Source organism: Vibrio sp. 1580 (assembly GCF_033340055.1).
On sequence record NZ_JAWOVT010000019.1, the window covers coordinates 16,811 to 33,848 of the forward strand.

Here is a 17,038-nt window from a genome sequence, read left to right on the forward strand (position 1 = left end):
ATCCTAGGCTATGCATCCGTATTATAAACCCTTGAACATCATCTAATTTGTCGTACTAGAGTACTACCCAGACTCCTTTTGAAATCGCTAACCTATGCGGACTATCAAGGAGTACCCATGACAAAAATGATTCACACCATGATCCGAGTAAGTGATCTGGACCGCTCTCTACAATTTTACTGTGACGTACTTGAACTAGAAGTCGCTGATCAATACATCTTTGATGGCTTTTCTCTAACCTATCTAGCCAACCAAGAAACTGGCTTTGAATTGGAACTGACGCACAATCACGACCAAAGTGAGCCCTACACTCACGGCTCAGGCTACGGCCACCTTGCCGTCAGCGTGGAGGACATTGAACAAGCCCACAAACGCATTAAATCTCTCGGCATTGAAACTGGTGACATCAAAGCCTTTGACCATCAACAAAAGCATTTAGCAACGTTCTTTTTTGTAACCGACCCTGATGGTTACAAAATTGAGTTCCTGCAACGCCAAGGGCGTTACCTATAACAAAAAGAGTAAACATTATGATTCACTTGACGGCTACCTTTCATGCACAACCGGGAAAAGAACAAGAGTTGAAAGAGGTACTTACCCAAGCGCTTGAACCTACTCGCAATGAAGAAGGTTGTGTTCGTTATCAATTGTTCCAAGATAAAGACAATGCATGCCACTTCGTTTTTCAGGAGCAATTTAAAGACCAACAAGCATTTGAGTTTCACGGTAAAACAGAACACTTTGCTCTTTTGATTAGCCAGATCGACAACTTGTTAGAATGCGAGCCGAAACTGGTGTTCTTTAACGAACTGTAACAATAACGCCAACCGAAGATCAAAAAAGGCACTCTACCTAGAGTGCCTTTCACTTGTTAGGACCTGTGATTAAGCGTCTTGCTTCTCCACCATATGCAAATGCACATCTTGTTGTGGGAAAGGAATCGAAATACCTTCTCGGTCGAAGCGTAGTTTCACTTCTTTAGTCACATCCCAGTATACATCCCAGTAATCATCCGTTTTTACCCAAGGGCGCACAATAAAATCTACAGAAGACGTATTTAATGTATGAACTTTGATCATTGGCTCTGGAGTGCGAAGTACCGAAGGGTGAGCGGTAATGATATCAGACAATACTGACTCCGCTTTTAAGAGGTCATCCGCATAGCCAATGCCAAACACCATATCCACGCGGCGAATGCGTTCATGCGTGACGTTCTTAATAACATCTCCCCAGATTTTGCTGTTAGGCACAATAATAATTTGGTTATCAAACGTACGGATTGTGGTGTTCACCAAACTCATATGGCTTACCTTGCCATCCACACCGCCAGCATACACAAAATCACCAACATCAAATGGGCGATAAATAAGCAGCATCATACCCGCCGCGAAGTTGGATAACGTGTCTTGCAACGCGAAACCAATAATCACACCAGCAATACCGAAACCGGTTAGGATCGGCGCTAGGTTCAAACCAAGCTGAGATAAGCCCACCATGATACCGATCACCCACACGAATTTGCCGGACATCGAGATAAAGAAGTCCTGCATCAAGTGGGAAAGTTTTAAGTTTTTCGATGCAACTGCTTTACGGACGACTTTGCGAGTTAACTTAGCCAGTCCGCGAGCGATCAATAAAATCAGCGCAAAAACAAACAACTGGAAGATATGCTGCGGTGCATTCTCGGCAAACCAATCCAGTGCCGAGTTGGACCAGTGACTCAGTATTGACCACACAACTTTGGTATTCAGTAAATCATGGGTGATATTACCCGTCACTTCAAAAATTTGGCGTTTGTATTCAGACGTTTCTAAACCGACTTTATCACCAATTGAAATCAGGTTGCGTAAGCTTTCTGTCGCAATATTTAGCCTTTGTTTAGTAATGAGCTGACTAAGTTGCAACGACGCTTTTTCCGACTCTGGGCTAGACGAAAGTTGGGAGCCAATGATCTCACTTTGCTGACTCAAGTACTCAATTGAAGCAGACAGTAAGCGCATACGTTTATCAATTTTATCTTTTAGTTCCGCTTCTGCGCGCTCGTTTTGGGCCCCTAGCTCCTTCAACCAAGCGAGATTTTGCCAGCTCGAATCGAAGCTAACATCAAGATAACGCTGTAGCTCTCGATAATCATTAACAAGAGCAAGCTTCTCTTCATCCTTAGCCTTATTTAAATCCTCGACGACTTTCTTTATTTTTTCCGATAGATAGTTCGTCGCGTCCTCAGAGTATTGTTCTTGTTTTTTAACTAGCAAGATCAGCTTGTCGCGAGAGATAGTTTCACGTTCAATCGCTGACGCTAACTGGCTTCTTAATTCTTCATTCTTTTGGAATAGTTGCAGTTGAAGGGCATCACGCTCGTCGCCACTCGCTTGCGAGAGGCTTTGGGATAAATCCACAATCTCTCGGTTCAAGTTGTCAATCGAGATTTCGGCAGCAGAAGGCTCTTGGATATCGTCAGTAGCAGTCGCATGAACAGCCATTGGGGAGAACATAATGACGGCAAGTGCGAATAATGTCACCCAAGATGTCAGGCGCAGTTTCTGGGGGAAATGAAACGTCATGTTTACCTCATAGGAAACAATCCTGATCAAAACAATCAGGAATAGAAGTGTAAAGCGTTGAAATCATACTCCTAAGTTTACAACACTAAATAATAAACTGAGCAGCATTTCGTTAGCGAGACGTCAAAGTTGGGAGCCCCAATAGCAAACAAGCCTTTCATTTAATCAATGAAAGGCTTGTTTGTATTCGACTAAGGACGGTTGGGATGATTTAAAATATGGTCTTCCCAATCCACCACATCAATCTCGTAAACGACTTTGTTACGGACACTTTCCCCTGCCGCATGCATTGCGGACTTAGAGCCTGTAATCAACGGATGCCATTCTGGTAAAGGCTGCTTTTCAGCCAACAGACGGTAAGCGCACGTGTGTGGCAGCCAAGTAAAATCGTCGATGTCTTCTCGGGTCAGCTTGGTGCACTCTTCACCCGAAGTGAAACGGTTTGGGTAATCCTTACATGAACACGTTTTACTGTTCAGCCAGCTACAAGCCACATTGGTATAGTAGATTTCATCGGTATCTTCATCCATCAGCTTATGCAAACAACATTTGCCACAACCATCACAGAGAGATTCCCATTCCTCTTCTGTCATCTGCTCTAACGATTTACTTTGCCAAAATGGAGTGCTCATACTTCAGGTCTCACCAAGGGAATTTAGGGGGCGATTTATACTCTTCTCAACGCAAAAGTTCAAGTTTTGAGAAGATCTTGCATCCTTCCCACATAACGGTGGAGATATTCAACTACTTTCGTTTTACTGTTCTATCCTTAAACAAGTTTCCATTACTCAATTGATCAAGAAGGCATTAAGGAGTTTTCATGGGTATTATTTCTTGGATTATTTTGGGCTTAATCGCCGGCGCACTTGCTAAATGGCTCATGCCAGGAAAAGATGGGGGCGGTTGGATTGCAACAATGTTACTTGGTATTGCAGGGGCATTTGTAGGTGGCTTCCTTGGCGGCATTCTCGGTTTCGGCGGAGCAACTGGCGTCAACATTGGTAGTATCATTACCGCAACACTAGGCGCATTTATTCTGTTGTTTGTTTATAACCGTTTCTTAAAATAATCACGATGATTTAAAAGCAAAAAACCAAAAAGGGAGCGTAATGTTAAGCGCGCCCTTTTATTTTTTTCTTTCTTCACTCTTCCAATCCACGTCAAAATGACCATAATTGCCCCCTTAATTTTTAAGAGGTTTACATTATGGATTGTCGATTAGGATGTGGAGCGTGCTGTATTGCGCCAAATATCTCTTCACCAATACCTGGAATGCCCAAGGGCAAACCTGCAGGTGTTCGTTGTGTGCAACTCAACGACGACAATTTGTGCAAGCTATTTGGTAAGCCTGAACGCCCTAAAGTCTGTCACGATTTTAAACCGTGTCCGATTGTATGCGGCAACACCAATCAAGAAGCACTCGACAACATCACTGAATTAGAACAATTGACGTAATGCGACTCTAGACCACACGTTTAAAGTTAGTACCTCGGTTGTTTCTCTCCGAGGCAGTAATCAAAGCCAACTCAAGATTTAGCACTCCCCCCCTCTGCTTTTTATCTCACCTTTGAGAACTCTTGCCACATAGCGTTCCATTTGCGGTTTTTGCGCGATCTCCCTCACAATTTATTGACAATTCTCGACTATGTTCAGCGGGTCATTTAATTAAAGATCAGGAAAGAACATGAATAAGTATTTGGCTGAGGCTTTTGGCACGTTCTGGCTAGTGTTAGGCGGCTGTGGTAGCGCGGTGTTGGCTGCGGGTTTCCCTGAAGTGGGTATTGGTCTGTTGGGCGTTGCTTTGGCATTCGGTTTAACCGTTCTGACGATGGCATTTGCTATCGGTCATATTTCAGGTTGTCACTTGAACCCTGCAGTGACAGTTGGCCTTTGGGCTGGCGGTCGTTTTGAGACAAAAGACGTTGCTCCCTACATCATCTCACAGGTGATCGGCGGGCTTATCGCAGGTGGCGTGCTTTACGTTATTGCATCTGGACAAGCAGGATTCGATGTTGTGGGTTCTGGCTTTGCCGCCAATGGTTATGGTGAACACTCTCCAGGCCAATACTCGATGATCGCTGCACTTGTGACTGAAGCTGTCATGACGATGATGTTCCTGATTGTCATTATGGGTGCAACAGACAAACGTGCGCCACAAGGCTTTGCACCTATCGCAATTGGCCTGTGTTTGACTCTCATTCACCTGATCAGCATTCCTGTCACCAATACGTCAGTAAACCCTGCTCGTAGCACGGCAGTCGCAGTATATGTGGGTGAATGGGCGGTTTCTCAGCTATGGCTGTTCTGGATTGCTCCTATTGTGGGTGGCGTGCTTGGTGCGGTTATCTACAAAAATCTTCTTGGTAAAGAATCGAACGATTAATCGTTCCTAACTCCCAAAATCAAAAAAGCCGCTGAATTCAGCGGCTTTTTATTAAATTCTGTGTCGACCTAATAGCGAATGTGACAACGTCGTGCCATCAACAAGCTCTAGCTCCCCACCGACAGGCACACCATGCGCGATGCGGCTGGCATCAACTTGGTGCTCTTTACATAGCTCTGCGATGTAGTGGGCAGTGGCTTCACCTTCAACTGTTGGGTTTGTCGCCAAAATCACTTCGGTAATATCACCGCGACGTAAGCGGTAATCAAGGACATCCAATCCAATATCACTTGGACCAATACCATCTAATGGCGACAAATGCCCCATAAGAACAAAATACCGACCAGAATATTGGCCTGTTGCTTCAACGGCTGCGATGTCTGCCGGGCTTTCTACCACACAAATTTGACCATTTTCTTGGCGTTTTGGGTTGGTACAAATGTGACAGACTTCTTCTTCGGTGAAGGTTCGACACTCAGTACAATGACCTATTTCTGTCATTGCCTGACTAAGCGCATCTGCAAGCTGCAAACCGCCTTTTCTATCGCGCTGTAACAAATGAAAGGCCATACGCTGCGCTGACTTGGGGCCAACCCCAGGTAGACAACGTAAGGCCTCCATCAATTGCTCCAGCATATGACTGGTACGCATTAAAAGTCCGCTTAATTAAATATCAGCAGATTAGAATGGCATTTTCATACCTGGTGGTAGTTGCATACCGCCAGTTACAGAAGCCATTTTCTCTTTTTGAGTTTCTTCAACACGACGGGCTGCATCGTTGAACGCCGCAGCGATCAGATCTTCAAGCATTTCTTTGTCGTCTTCCATCAAACTTTCATCGATGTCAACACGACGTACGCTGTGACTACCAGTGATAGTAACCTTAACTAGGCCAGCACCAGACTCGCCAGTTACTTCCATATTCGCGATTTCTTCTTGAAGCTTTTGCATGCGATCTTGCATTTGCTGGGCTTGCTTCATTAGGTTGCCCATACCGCCTTTACCAAACATGTTTATCTCTCTGGTTTAATGAGGTGTTGCATCAATTAATGGGGTTATACCTTTGGGTTTTCAACCCCATTCCATTCGATTATTAGATAGGGCGCACACTATCTTTATCAAGCTCTGCAGCAAAACGACGTTCAATAAATTGAACATTTGGATCGTTTTCTAAACTGTTCAGCGCTTGCTGTAATTTCTCTTGGTAGAGCCTATCTCTCAGTTCAAGTGGTGTTTCTCCACTCTCCCCTATTTCGATGCTCATGTGGCACTCTTCACCCAACACGGTATTAAGTGCTTTAAGCAATTCGGCTTGAGCTCTATCAGTATTCAAATGAGCTTGGCTGCTTCTCAATAGTAACGAAACGGTTGTTCCTTCCTTACTATAATGAGAGTTTAGCGCAAGTTGCTCTACCAGCTTAGGGATCTCCATTAAGCTGATTAGCTTCGCCCATTCATTATGTTCTAATGACTCATCGATGAGCTTTTGTGCCATTTCAGGCGTTTTCTCATGCTCAAGTGCCTGCTTGAGCTGCGTAGGTGTCAGTTTTGTATTTACTTTTGTCTCAACAGGCTTGCTTGGACGCCAGCGATACGCTTCCTCAACTTGTGGCTCCGTCGACTTCGGAGCTGAGTTTGGCGACACCTGCGCGGAATTGCCATGCAATTGCGCTACTCGGTCGATAACCGATTCTGGTTGTGCAGATGCCGCTTTAGGCTTTTTTGAGCCACCATTTTGAGGAGTGTTCTGTTGTAGGCCTTGACGCTGAGAACGTAATTGGTGACGCAAACCGCTTAGACCGCCGCGCGCTGGTGTTGAAACGCTCTCTTGCACTTGTTGAGGTGGCGTTTCATGTTGCGGCGCTGGGTTTTCGCTCATCGGCGGCGCCATATCATACTGTGGTGGAACCGTCTCATATCCACTCGCTTGATACTCAGGTTGCGAACTGGATGAAGGTTGAGGCGCCACTTGTGGTGTGCTTTGTGCTGGACTCGGCTGCTGATCTCGAGGAGCCGCGGCTGTCTGAGCTGGCGCAGCCTTTGGTTGACTGGTACTTTGAGCCGGAGATGACGCTGGCTCGCAGTTACTAGAAACAACATTTGCCCCACTGTTATTTGATGGGCGGAACGCCATCATACGCAGCACAATCATTTCCAGACCGACTCGCCCATTTGGCGAGAGAGTCAAATCTTCACGACCTTTCAATGCAATTTGGTAGTAAAGCTGAACGTCTTGCGGACTTAGTGCTTTACTCAACAACTCGATTTTTTCTGCATCTGGCTGCGCTCGGTCTAGCGACGCTGGCAGCGCTTGATACATCGCAATTCGATGAAGCTGTGTTGCGACTTGCTGCAACAAACCATCCCACTCAACACCATTTGCTGCTAATTGCTGGATTTTATCCATGGCTTGTTGAGGTTGCTTGCTACTGATTGACTCTAGTAAGTGAATCGCTTGGTCGGTATCAATCGTCCCCAACATGTGGCTGACAATATCGGTTTGCACCGCACCGTTACCTAAAGCAATTGCTTGATCGGTCAAGCTAAGAGCATCACGCATACTGCCATCTGCAGCATGTGAAATCATACCCAGTGCTTTTGGTTCTGCCGATACTTGCTCTTGACCCAAAATGTAGTCAAGTTGCTGATGAATATCATCAACGCTGATCGGTTTGAGATGGAACTGTAGACAACGCGACAATATAGTAACAGGCAGCTTTTGTGGATCGGTTGTCGCGAGTAAGAACTTCACATACTCTGGCGGCTCTTCCAGGGTTTTCAACAACGCATTGAAAGAGTGACGCGATAGCATGTGCACCTCATCGATGAGGTACACTTTAAAACGTCCACGAGCAGGTTTGTATTGAACGTTGTCTAACAGTTCGCGAGTGTCTTCAACTTTAGTACGTGATGCCGCGTCGATTTCAAGAAGATCGACAAAGCGACCTTCATCAATTTCACGACAAGTATCGCACTTACCACAAGGTGTCGCGGTAATACCGGTTTCGCAGTTCAAGCCTTTGGCAAACAACCTACCGATACTCGTTTTACCCACACCACGAGTCCCGCTGAACAGATAAGCATGGTGTAAACGGTTTTGCGCCAGTGCATTTTCCAACGCCGTCAGGACATGTTTTTGTCCGACAACTTGGTCAAACTGATTAGGACGCCATTTTCGCGCTAAAGCTAAATAACTCATTGAATGTATTAATGTCCTTCAAAATCGCAAATGCTGTACACGTTTAGACCTAGTGCTTCTAAACGTTTATCACCACCGATTTCTGGTAGGTTGATAACGAACGCAGCGTGCTCAACTTCACCACCCAGTTGGCGAATCAGCTTAGTCGTCGCTTCAATAGTACCGCCCGTTGCCAATAAATCGTCGACAACCAGTACTTTGTCGCCTTCAACGATGGCATCTGTATGGATTTCTAGTGTATCAACGCCGTATTCAAGCTCATAAGATTGAGCAACAGTAGGGCGTGGTAGCTTGCCTGGTTTACGCACTGGTACAAAACCAACACCTAGCTCAAGCGCTAAAGGCGCGCCAAATAGAAAGCCACGAGCTTCCGTACCCACAACCTTGGTAAAGCCCATATCTTTGTAACGTTCAACAAGTAAGTTGATCGTCGCTTGGTATGCTTTCGCGTCTTCAAGAAGGCTCGTCACATCACGAAATAGAATGCCTGGCTTTGGGTAGTCTTGGATGCTTTTGATGCTAGATTTGATCAGTGAAATTGTTTCTGTAGTCATAATACCGATTTACTTAGATTGGCTCATCGCCCTCTCTAATCGCAGTATCACGAGGGCAACGAACAATAGGTTTTCACCACTATGTGCTTATTTTCGTAAAAGTCACAGGCGCTGAAAATACAAACGCCCACTCGAAGAGCGGGCACACTATTCTCTACAATCTTAGTGATTTTCTTCTCGGTCAGCAACCAACTCAATCACAGGCAGACGCATAAACCAGCTGAGTAAAACGATTAGCATCACTAAAAGACCAATTTTTACCCAAACGAGGGGGACAACAACGATTGAAACCATGAAACTAAGCGCAATAAAAATCGCACCACGCTTTTTTACTTTTGAAGTAACAGCCCGATGCTTATGCCAATTGTCGAGAATGGGTCCAAACGTTTTGTGGTTATGTAACCATTGATGAAATGCGGGGCTACCACGCATAAAACATGCGCTAGCAAGCAAAATAAAAGGTGTGGTGGGTAAAAGTGGAAGGGCTATGCCGGCTATGCCGAGCACAATACAGAGTCCACCAACAGTATTGAAAAAGTAACGCTTAATACGAATGGTGAACTCCGGTACAAAATAGCTAGATTAAAAGCCTGCGTAACCATTCATTACACGAAGCCAGGTTAGCGTTGCAGGAAGTGTTGGGATCAAAAGAACTGCAATAAAACCTAAAAAGTAAAAAATATTATAAGGCTCTTTAAAATCTTTGTCTGCCATGATGTGTCTTCTCACTAGTTGACTTTGCTTCTCCCAAGGCACAGCGTTAAATTATCGTTGCACAAATGGGTCATTATTGTTTTAAGAGCTGACTATACATTAAACAGCCAAATCTAAACACCAGTAAAAAGTAAGGTTATTGAACTAAACGTATGTTGTTTTGGTGGTTCTAAAAAGATAATAAGCAGCGTAAGGACGCTGCTTATTGGTTTGCAAGTCATAATTATACTAGTCGGGATTTCCGGGTAATACTTAAACTAAAACTTGAAGAACCTAAACACCCGATAGACAACTGTCCTGCAACACTTAGCGGTAAATCGCGGGTGATGAAGTTTTTCATACTTCCTCCCCCTAAACGGTTACCTGCTGCGATGTGTTGATTCGTATTTCCGTCAGACCAATGGCTATCTAAACCCGCAGGCAATATAGAGACCGAGGATGAAGCGAGGTCGGCGACACCAAACACAGCATTGACTGCACCCGCACACTCCGAACACTCAATTCCTTTTTCAATGATCCCTACCATGTCCTTGAGATCAGCACTGAAACTTTTCAAGTTACGGAGATAATCGTCAAACAATGCCCTAACGAGCAATGTCGTCGCAACTCCATCATTAGCTTGGGAAGCAGAATCAACGAGATAAAACGCAAATTGACCATTCATTAACCAACGATAATCGAAAACCAAGGGCATCACATCCGTCGATTGCAATAAACGGTACGAGCAGCGCCAATCTCCCTGAGCAGCATCCTTCTCTGGCAATAGAGCTTGCAGTAAATCTCTTGCCGCACTCGGATTCTGTTGTAAATATTCCAGATGCCAATACAGCTCTTGTTCATCTGGGATTTCACCACCATCATCAACCCTGAACCACTGACTTGAAAAGTCACGTTGTTCTGAGAAGTGGCTATCGGTATCTTCTAGCGTATTCTCTATCGCCTGAGATAGGTGCTCATAATTACCTATCGGTTTAGGAAGAAAATCTTTAATACCAAATCGCAACGCTTTCGCGACATCGGACATTTCATCCGTGCCTGATACCACGATAAGCGGCATATATGGGTATTCGAGACTAACTTCTTCGACGAACTCGATACCATCTAAGACCGGCATCGATAAATCACATAAGATAAGATCGGGTTGGCATTCCCTGAGTTGTTGAAGCGCTTCTAGGCCGTTTTCTGCTTCTACTACTTTAAAACCCTGACTTTCTAAATAGGCATTGGTTACTTTACGAAATATTGGATCATCGTCCACCAACATTATTAGTTTTTGATTAATCACTTCCTGTGCCGAGACCATTGCCGTTTGACTGTGAGTCTTAAACATACCTTTATCCCTCACAAAGCTCAGTCAAAAAAACAGATTTATTATTAAGTCATTATTTTTGTTGTGTTTACTTCCAGCAAAACGTGTCACAGCAAGACCTGAGGCCGCTTCGCCTTGTTATAAAACTTAGCTCGGAAACTGCATTAATACAAATATTACGGCGTATAACAGTATTTACTCAAACAGGGTTGCTGTGTTCAAATGATGCAACATGTTGACTTAAAGCAAGCTTTGATCACAAAGTTAATTATAAATTAACCGTAATCGGTAATTTAATGTGTCTGGAAATATGAAATTAGATGACTTAAACCTGTTTCGACTGGTTGTCGAAAATGGGAGCTACACCGCAACTTCGCGAAAAACCATGATCCCGGTTGCGACCATCACCCGACGCATTCAAGCGCTAGAAGACTCTGTCAATCTTCGACTATTGAACCGTCATGCTCGCAAACTTTCGCTCACTGAAGCAGGGGAACGTTTTTACCATGAGTGCTCTCCTTTACTACAAAGGCTAACAACTGCGGCAGAGGAAATCACTGACGACTGCCGAGGAGCATCCGGCAAGATTAAGATATCCGCGCCTTATAACTTAACTAAACGAATGATGATGCCGATGTTCAACAGCTTTATGAAGCAGTACCCGGACATCAACATTGAGCTAACGACAGAGAATAATGCGGACAAGCTTGACCCTACTGAATGGGATGTAATTTTTCGAGTGGGACCGCAACGCGACTCTAGCCTCATCGCGCGTAAGATTGGCGAAGTGAAGGATATTCTCGTTGCAAGCCCTGACTATCTAACCTCGAATCCTGCGCCTCATCATGCAGAAGAGCTCTCTAACCATTCATTGCTAAAAGGGTACCCGCTTATTAAGTGGACCTTGATTAATAGCAAAGGCGAGTCTGTGGTGAATGTTGATCGTGGTCGTTTTCAAGCAAACGCGCTCAATGTGGTGCGCAGTGCTTGCTCCGAAGGTTTAGGCATCACACTAATGCCAGATGTCATGATCAAAGAGTACATCGAGAGCGGCGATTTGGTACGCGTACTGCCAGATTGGAGTGCAAACCCGCGCGACATTTATATGCTTTACAACCACAAAGACCACCTGCCAGAGAAAGTTCGCCTCTTTATTGACTTTGTGATCGCTTATAACATTCACTAACTAGATAGCGAAAACAAAAAACCAGAGCCGAAGCTCTGGTTTTTTTACGACTTAAGAAAGCGCATCCTATGCGCCTTCGTTATGAAGCTCTAGATTTGCTAAGTCCTGTTGGATTTCAAGTTGTGTTTTCGCATCATCGTTACGAAGACCATCTAAAAAATCTAGGTATCGTTGGTCAATATCACCCGTTACATATTCCCCGTTAAACACGGATGTATCGAACTGAGTAATATCTTGGTTTCCAAGACCGACTGCCTCTACCAAATCTTCTAGACGTTGATAAATAAGCGCATCGGCACCAATCTGCTTACAAATTGTATCGTTGTCACGGCCATGGGCAATAAGCTCTGTAGCACTTGGCATATCAATGCCATATACGTTCGGGAAACGAACTTCAGGAGCCGCTGAGACCATGTACACTTTCTTGGCACCAGAATCACGAGCCATCTCAATAATCTGCTCTGACGTTGTACCACGAACAATAGAGTCATCCACCAGCAACACATTCTTACCTTTGAATTCCGAACGAATAGCATTCAACTTGCGACGTACTGATTTCTTACGTTGTTGCTGGCCAGGCATGATAAAGGTACGTCCAACATAACGGTTTTTCACGAAACCTTGGCGATAAGGGATATCGATCGCTTGAGCGATTTGCAGTGCAATGTCGCAAGACGTTTCAGGGATAGGAATGACAACATCGATATCAAGGTTTGCGTAATCTTCACGAATACGTTCGCCCAGCTTTTTACCCATTTCAACGCGAGCGCTGTATACCGAAATTTTATCGATGAACGAATCTGGACGAGCAAAGTACACGAACTCGAAAATACAAGGGTTAAGCTTAGGATTATCTGCACACTGCTTCGTGTAAAGCTCACCGTCAAACGTTGCGTAAATCGCTTCACCAGGTGCAACATCACGGACGAAATCAAAACCGACCGCATCCAATGCCACCGATTCAGACGCAACCATGTACTCTGCTCTGCCGTTAACTTCACGCTTACCTAAACACAGCGGGCGAATACCGTGTGGGTCACGAAATGCAATCATACCATGACCAATGATCATAGCTGTCACAGCATAAGCACCGCGAATTGTGCGATGAACATTGGTGACTGCGCGGAATACGTCTTCGGTCGTGACATTTCCTTTTACTGAGTCAATTTCGTGCGCCAGTACATTTAGTAATACTTCAGAGTCTGAAGTGGTATTGATATGACGGCGATCTTTTTCAAACAGCTTCTGACGAACTTCGTTAGCGTTGGTCAAGTTACCGTTGTGGGCAAGTGTAATACCGAAAGGAGAGTTTACGTAGAAAGGTTGAGCTTCTGAAGCGCTTGAACTGCCTGCTGTAGGGTAACGAACATGACCAATTCCGACCTCGCCTTGCAGGCGCTGCATGTGTCTTGCTTCAAATACATCCTTGACTAAACCGTTCGCCTTACGCAGACGAAAACGATTGCTTTCTATGGTACAAATACCAGCGGCATCTTGGCCACGATGCTGTAACACCGTTAACGCGTCATAAATAGACTGGTTTACAGGCGTTGTGCCCACGATTCCAACAATACCACACATGTCCTAATCCTCGATTTGCGACAGTAGCTGGCACTACTAGATAGTGCCAGACAGAAAACTTGATGTTGCTTGTAAATGCTCGAAGAATGGGGCGATGATACGGCTGAACTCAGGGATCAACTGTGAATCTTTCCACCAATCCGAGCTTGGGAATGCAGTAAACGCATCCATAAAAAACAGCACCGCAGAAACAATTAAGACTCCGCGTAGACCACCAAATACAATCCCGAGAATTCGGTCCGTACCTGATAGCCCTGTTTTTTGTACCAGTTGACCAATGACGTAATTCACCACTGCACCAACTACCAAGGTTGCGACAAATAACGCCGCAATCGCCGCTCCGTTACGAAACATATCATCTTCGATGTTGGTGAAGTACACCGCCAATTTGGCATAGTAATTACTGGAGATAAAAAACGCTCCGAACCAAATCACCAAAGACAAAGCTTCTTTAGCAAAACCGCGAACTAAACTGATCAGAGCTGAAAATCCGATCACACCTAAAATGATAAAATCTATCCAATTCATCTTTTCTTCATCTTAAGTTGGCGCGCATTTTAACAGAAAAAATGCTGACGCAAACGTTTTCTTATGGATTTAATGGCTTAAATTTAAGCAATTGGCCTTTTGAACCTGTAATTTTTTGTAATTCTTGAACTTGTCGTTCAAGTTTACTTTTTGACACATCAGGGCCAACAATCACTCTCGTAAACTCGTTTTCTTTCTTTGTGTGAGCTTGATAACCACGCTTTTGCAAATCCGCGACAAGCGCGACAGCATTTTCGTGATTCTTAAGTGCCATCAACTGAATGATCCAAGCTGAATCTTCATATTGATTTTTCTCTTGAACAGGACGAGTGACGACCTCAACTTGCTCTGGTTGTTTGATGACCTCAGGTTTAGATGTTGGCGCTGGCTCGGGCTCAGAAACGGCTACTTGAGCATCCTCACGTTCTTGCACTTCAGCTTCAACCGGAGAATCCGGTAACGCAATGTCGTCTTCCACTGGCTCTAATATTTCGAAGTTTTCCACATCACTATCAAGTTCTGGTTTGATAGGAATACTGGCAAATTCTTCTTTGTAGTGCAGTTTCTTACCATCTAGCACATCGGGAAGAACAATGACTCCGACTGCGACTAGAATGATGGTGCCGACTAAACGACTTTGGAATTTACTTGCCATCAAAATACCTTTGCTTATTTATTATTTGATTGCCAATGTTCCAATACCTCTCCGACGGTATGGAATGAGCCAACCACCAGAATAACGTCTCCTGCCTTTGCGTGGCTTCTCGCACTCTCGAAGGCGTCAACAGGGTTTTCAAAATGAACTTGCCCATCAGGTAAGTATTGGCACAATTCATCAGCGGTCGCCGCTCTCGGTCCAGTAAGCGACGCTGGATACCATTGTGTTGCAACTGGAGTTAGCGCTTCAATGGTTGCTTTAATGTCCTTGTCATGCAGCATTGCAACCACAATATGGATATTCTTACCCAGATATTGTTGCTTCACTCTTTCTACCAAATACTCAGCAGAGTGCGGGTTATGAGCGACATCAAGGACTATTTCAGGTTCGTGATGCAGTACTTGCATACGCCCCGCCAAACGAGCATTATTCAAGCCATTGACAATATTTATGTCAGTGATTTGCAATTCCGAAGCCCCTAGTGCCATCAGTGCAGTGGCTGCATTTTGTAATGGTAGCGATGGGATTGGTAAATCCTCTAACTCAAATGCCCCACTGCTCCATTTCCAACCATTATCAGTTAGTTGGTAATCGTACTGAATACCTACTTGGAAGAACTCAGAACCAATATCGTCAGCATGAGCCGCCACGGTCGCTGGTGGCGTCGGTTGACCACAAATTGCTGGCTTCCCTGAACGGTAAATGCCCGCTTTTTCAAAACCAATAACATTGATGTCATCACCAAGCCAATCCACATGATCGATCGCTAAGCTCGTAATAACAGAAACATCATGGTCAACAACGTTAGTGGCGTCTAGACGGCCGCCAAGTCCTACTTCAAGTAAGACAACGTCAACTTTCTCTACTTGGAAAATACGTAGCGCAGCAAGCGTACCGAATTCAAAGAGGCTAAGGCTAACATCACCACGCTGCTTTTCTACATAATCGAATGCTTCACAGTGCTTTGAATCTACAACGTCAACGCCATTAATGCGTACACGCTCGTTGTAACGAATCAGGTGCGGAGAACTGTAAACACCGACTGAATAGCCAGCATCAAGTAAAATGGCTTCCATTAACGCACACGTTGAGCCTTTGCCATTGGTTCCGGCAACGGTGATTACGGTTGGAGCTGGTTTGGTAAGATTGGCTTTGTTTGCTACCGCTTGGACACGGTCTAAGCCTAGATCAATTGCTGAGGAATGAATATTTGCTAAATAATCAAGCCACATCTCTAATGAAGATGTGGCTTGAGGAATAGGGTTTTGGGTCATCTAACTTTAACCATTAAATTCTTTGGTTTTTATGTTAGTTGATACTTTACCCTTTTTCGTCCGCTTCTGGTACAGAATATGGCTCTTCATTTGGAGATTCGTTAACCGAAACCACCAAAGGAGACTTGTGGTTAGTCATCTTAGCGATAAGACCACCCACACGCTGACGCATTTCACGACGGTCAACGATCATATCAATAGCACCGTGATCAAGTAGGAACTCACTACGCTGGAAACCTTCAGGAAGATCTTCACGCACTGTTTGCTCGATTACACGACGACCAGCAAAGCCAATCAGGGCCTTAGGTTCACCGATGTTGATATCACCCAACATAGCCAAACTTGCTGATACACCACCCATTGTAGGGTCAGTTAGAACCGAAATAAACGGCAGACCTTTTTCTGATAAACGCTCAAGCGCAGCACTGGTTTTTGCCATTTGCATAAGAGACATTAATGCCTCTTGCATACGAGCACCACCACTTGCTGAGAAACAAACAAGCGCACAGTTATTTTCAATGGCTGCATCCACGGCTTTCACAAAGCGAGCACCAACGACTGAACCCATTGAACCACCCATAAAGGAGAATTCAAACGCACACGCCACAAGCGGCAGACCAAGCAATTCACCCTGCATAACAACTAGCGCATCTTTCTCGCCGCTGTTTTTTTGTGCAGCAGAGATACGCTCTTTGTATCGCTTAGAATCTTTAAATTTCAGTTTATCCTGTGGCTCAAGTTCAGAACCTAATTCAACTCGATTACCTTCATCTAAAAATGTTTCCAAACGACGACGCGCTTTCATACGCATGTGATGGTTACACTTTGGACAAACTTCTAAGTTACGCTCTAGTTCAGCATGGTATAAAACCTGTTCACAAGAGGTACATTTAGTCCACACACCTTCTGGGATAGAAGCTTTGCGTGAACTTACTAGATTACTTTTCTCTAAAATCTTTTCAAGCCAACTCATGGAAGACCTTTTCTCTCAACTCTTCCGCTTCATTGCGAAAGATATAAATTCGACATAATACCGACGGATTAAACCATATCTTGCAGCTACTGTAGATAAAAAACTGGTTGTACCT

General features: G+C 44.6%; 20 protein-coding genes. 6 read left to right on the forward strand and 14 right to left on the reverse strand.

The annotated features are described in order from the left end of the window. Positions 1-117 precede the first annotated feature (117 nt). Entirely contained in the window at positions 118-513 is a 396-nt protein-coding gene (locus tag R7093_RS21555; RefSeq protein WP_005380685.1) for a VOC family protein, read from the forward strand. 17 nt (positions 514-530) lie between these two features. Next, the gene (locus R7093_RS21560) at positions 531-815 is read left to right on the forward strand and encodes a putative quinol monooxygenase (protein WP_047104400.1); all 285 of its coding nucleotides are present in this window, start codon (positions 531-533) and stop codon (positions 813-815) included. A 69-nt stretch (positions 816-884) separates the two neighbouring features. Here the strand turns inward: R7093_RS21560 and R7093_RS21565 are convergent, their stop codons facing one another. Together R7093_RS21565 and R7093_RS21570 are read right to left on the reverse strand one after the other, a co-directional pair. Further along, complete coding sequence (locus tag R7093_RS21565) at positions 885-2,564, reverse strand: mechanosensitive ion channel family protein (RefSeq protein ID WP_047104397.1); 1,680 nt, start codon at positions 2,562-2,564, stop codon at positions 885-887. A gap of 191 nt (positions 2,565-2,755) precedes the next feature. Beyond that, positions 2,756-3,196 carry a YcgN family cysteine cluster protein gene (locus R7093_RS21570; protein WP_005384948.1) on the reverse strand — a complete coding sequence of 147 codons (441 nt, stop codon included), beginning with the start codon at positions 3,194-3,196 and terminating at the stop codon, positions 2,756-2,758. 188 nt (positions 3,197-3,384) lie between these two features. On the opposite strand from R7093_RS21570, the gene R7093_RS21575 reads away from it, so the two are divergent. The 3 genes from R7093_RS21575 (at position 3,385) to aqpZ (ending at position 4,947) form a co-directional block, all read left to right on the forward strand. Further along, a complete protein-coding gene (locus R7093_RS21575) occupies positions 3,385-3,633 on the forward strand; it encodes a GlsB/YeaQ/YmgE family stress response membrane protein (RefSeq protein WP_005380625.1) in 249 nt (82 codons plus the stop codon). Between the two features lie 137 nt (positions 3,634-3,770). Continuing rightward, positions 3,771-4,019, forward strand: coding sequence for a YkgJ family cysteine cluster protein (locus R7093_RS21580; RefSeq protein WP_318146806.1), 249 nt, complete (start codon positions 3,771-3,773; stop codon positions 4,017-4,019). A 229-nt stretch (positions 4,020-4,248) separates the two neighbouring features. Next, complete coding sequence (gene aqpZ / locus R7093_RS21585; protein ID WP_318146807.1) at positions 4,249-4,947, forward strand: aquaporin Z; 699 nt, start codon at positions 4,249-4,251, stop codon at positions 4,945-4,947. A 51-nt stretch (positions 4,948-4,998) separates the two neighbouring features. Here aqpZ and recR read toward each other — a convergent pair whose 3' ends face one another. The 7 genes from recR to R7093_RS21620 form a co-directional block, all read right to left on the reverse strand. After that, positions 4,999-5,598, reverse strand: a complete 600-nt coding sequence (recR, locus tag R7093_RS21590; RefSeq protein ID WP_005380619.1) for a recombination mediator RecR — start codon at positions 5,596-5,598, stop codon at positions 4,999-5,001. 30 nt (positions 5,599-5,628) lie between these two features. Continuing rightward, positions 5,629-5,958, reverse strand: coding sequence for a YbaB/EbfC family nucleoid-associated protein (locus R7093_RS21595; protein ID WP_005380618.1), 330 nt, complete (start codon positions 5,956-5,958; stop codon positions 5,629-5,631). 82 nt (positions 5,959-6,040) lie between these two features. Then, a complete protein-coding gene (dnaX, locus tag R7093_RS21600) occupies positions 6,041-8,146 on the reverse strand; it encodes a DNA polymerase III subunit gamma/tau (RefSeq protein ID WP_047104392.1) in 2,106 nt (701 codons plus the stop codon). An 8-nt stretch (positions 8,147-8,154) separates the two neighbouring features. After that, complete coding sequence (apt, locus tag R7093_RS21605; protein WP_005380615.1) at positions 8,155-8,700, reverse strand: adenine phosphoribosyltransferase; 546 nt, start codon at positions 8,698-8,700, stop codon at positions 8,155-8,157. A 162-nt stretch (positions 8,701-8,862) separates the two neighbouring features. Next, positions 8,863-9,249, reverse strand: a complete 387-nt coding sequence (locus R7093_RS21610) for a YbaN family protein (protein WP_080276930.1) — start codon at positions 9,247-9,249, stop codon at positions 8,863-8,865. Positions 9,250-9,282: 33 nt separating this feature from the next. Next, entirely contained in the window at positions 9,283-9,414 is a 132-nt protein-coding gene (locus R7093_RS21615) for a hypothetical protein (RefSeq protein ID WP_005380608.1), read from the reverse strand. Between the two features lie 223 nt (positions 9,415-9,637). Further along, on the reverse strand, positions 9,638-10,744 hold the full coding sequence (locus R7093_RS21620) for a response regulator (RefSeq protein ID WP_005380606.1): 1,107 nt from the start codon (positions 10,742-10,744) through the stop codon (positions 9,638-9,640). Between the two features lie 289 nt (positions 10,745-11,033). Here R7093_RS21620 and R7093_RS21625 point away from each other — a divergent pair, with 289 nt between their 5' ends. Beyond that, positions 11,034-11,909 carry a LysR family transcriptional regulator gene (locus R7093_RS21625; RefSeq protein WP_005384959.1) on the forward strand — a complete coding sequence of 292 codons (876 nt, stop codon included), beginning with the start codon at positions 11,034-11,036 and terminating at the stop codon, positions 11,907-11,909. 66 nt (positions 11,910-11,975) lie between these two features. Here the strand turns inward: R7093_RS21625 and purF are convergent, their stop codons facing one another. From purF to accD, 5 genes are all read right to left on the reverse strand, one after another. Continuing rightward, positions 11,976-13,490 carry an amidophosphoribosyltransferase gene (purF, locus tag R7093_RS21630; protein ID WP_213966707.1) on the reverse strand — a complete coding sequence of 505 codons (1,515 nt, stop codon included), beginning with the start codon at positions 13,488-13,490 and terminating at the stop codon, positions 11,976-11,978. A gap of 36 nt (positions 13,491-13,526) precedes the next feature. Further along, positions 13,527-14,018, reverse strand: a complete 492-nt coding sequence (locus R7093_RS21635; RefSeq protein WP_005380590.1) for a CvpA family protein — start codon at positions 14,016-14,018, stop codon at positions 13,527-13,529. A gap of 61 nt (positions 14,019-14,079) precedes the next feature. Further along, a complete protein-coding gene (locus R7093_RS21640; protein WP_318146808.1) occupies positions 14,080-14,673 on the reverse strand; it encodes an SPOR domain-containing protein in 594 nt (197 codons plus the stop codon). 14 nt (positions 14,674-14,687) lie between these two features. Then, positions 14,688-15,950 (reverse strand): bifunctional tetrahydrofolate synthase/dihydrofolate synthase, encoded by a 1,263-nt coding sequence (gene folC / locus R7093_RS21645; RefSeq protein ID WP_205390969.1) that lies wholly within the window; start codon positions 15,948-15,950, stop codon positions 14,688-14,690. Between the two features lie 46 nt (positions 15,951-15,996). Further along, entirely contained in the window at positions 15,997-16,923 is a 927-nt protein-coding gene (accD, locus tag R7093_RS21650) for an acetyl-CoA carboxylase, carboxyltransferase subunit beta (protein WP_005380583.1), read from the reverse strand. Between the last annotated feature and the right edge of the window lie 115 nt (positions 16,924-17,038).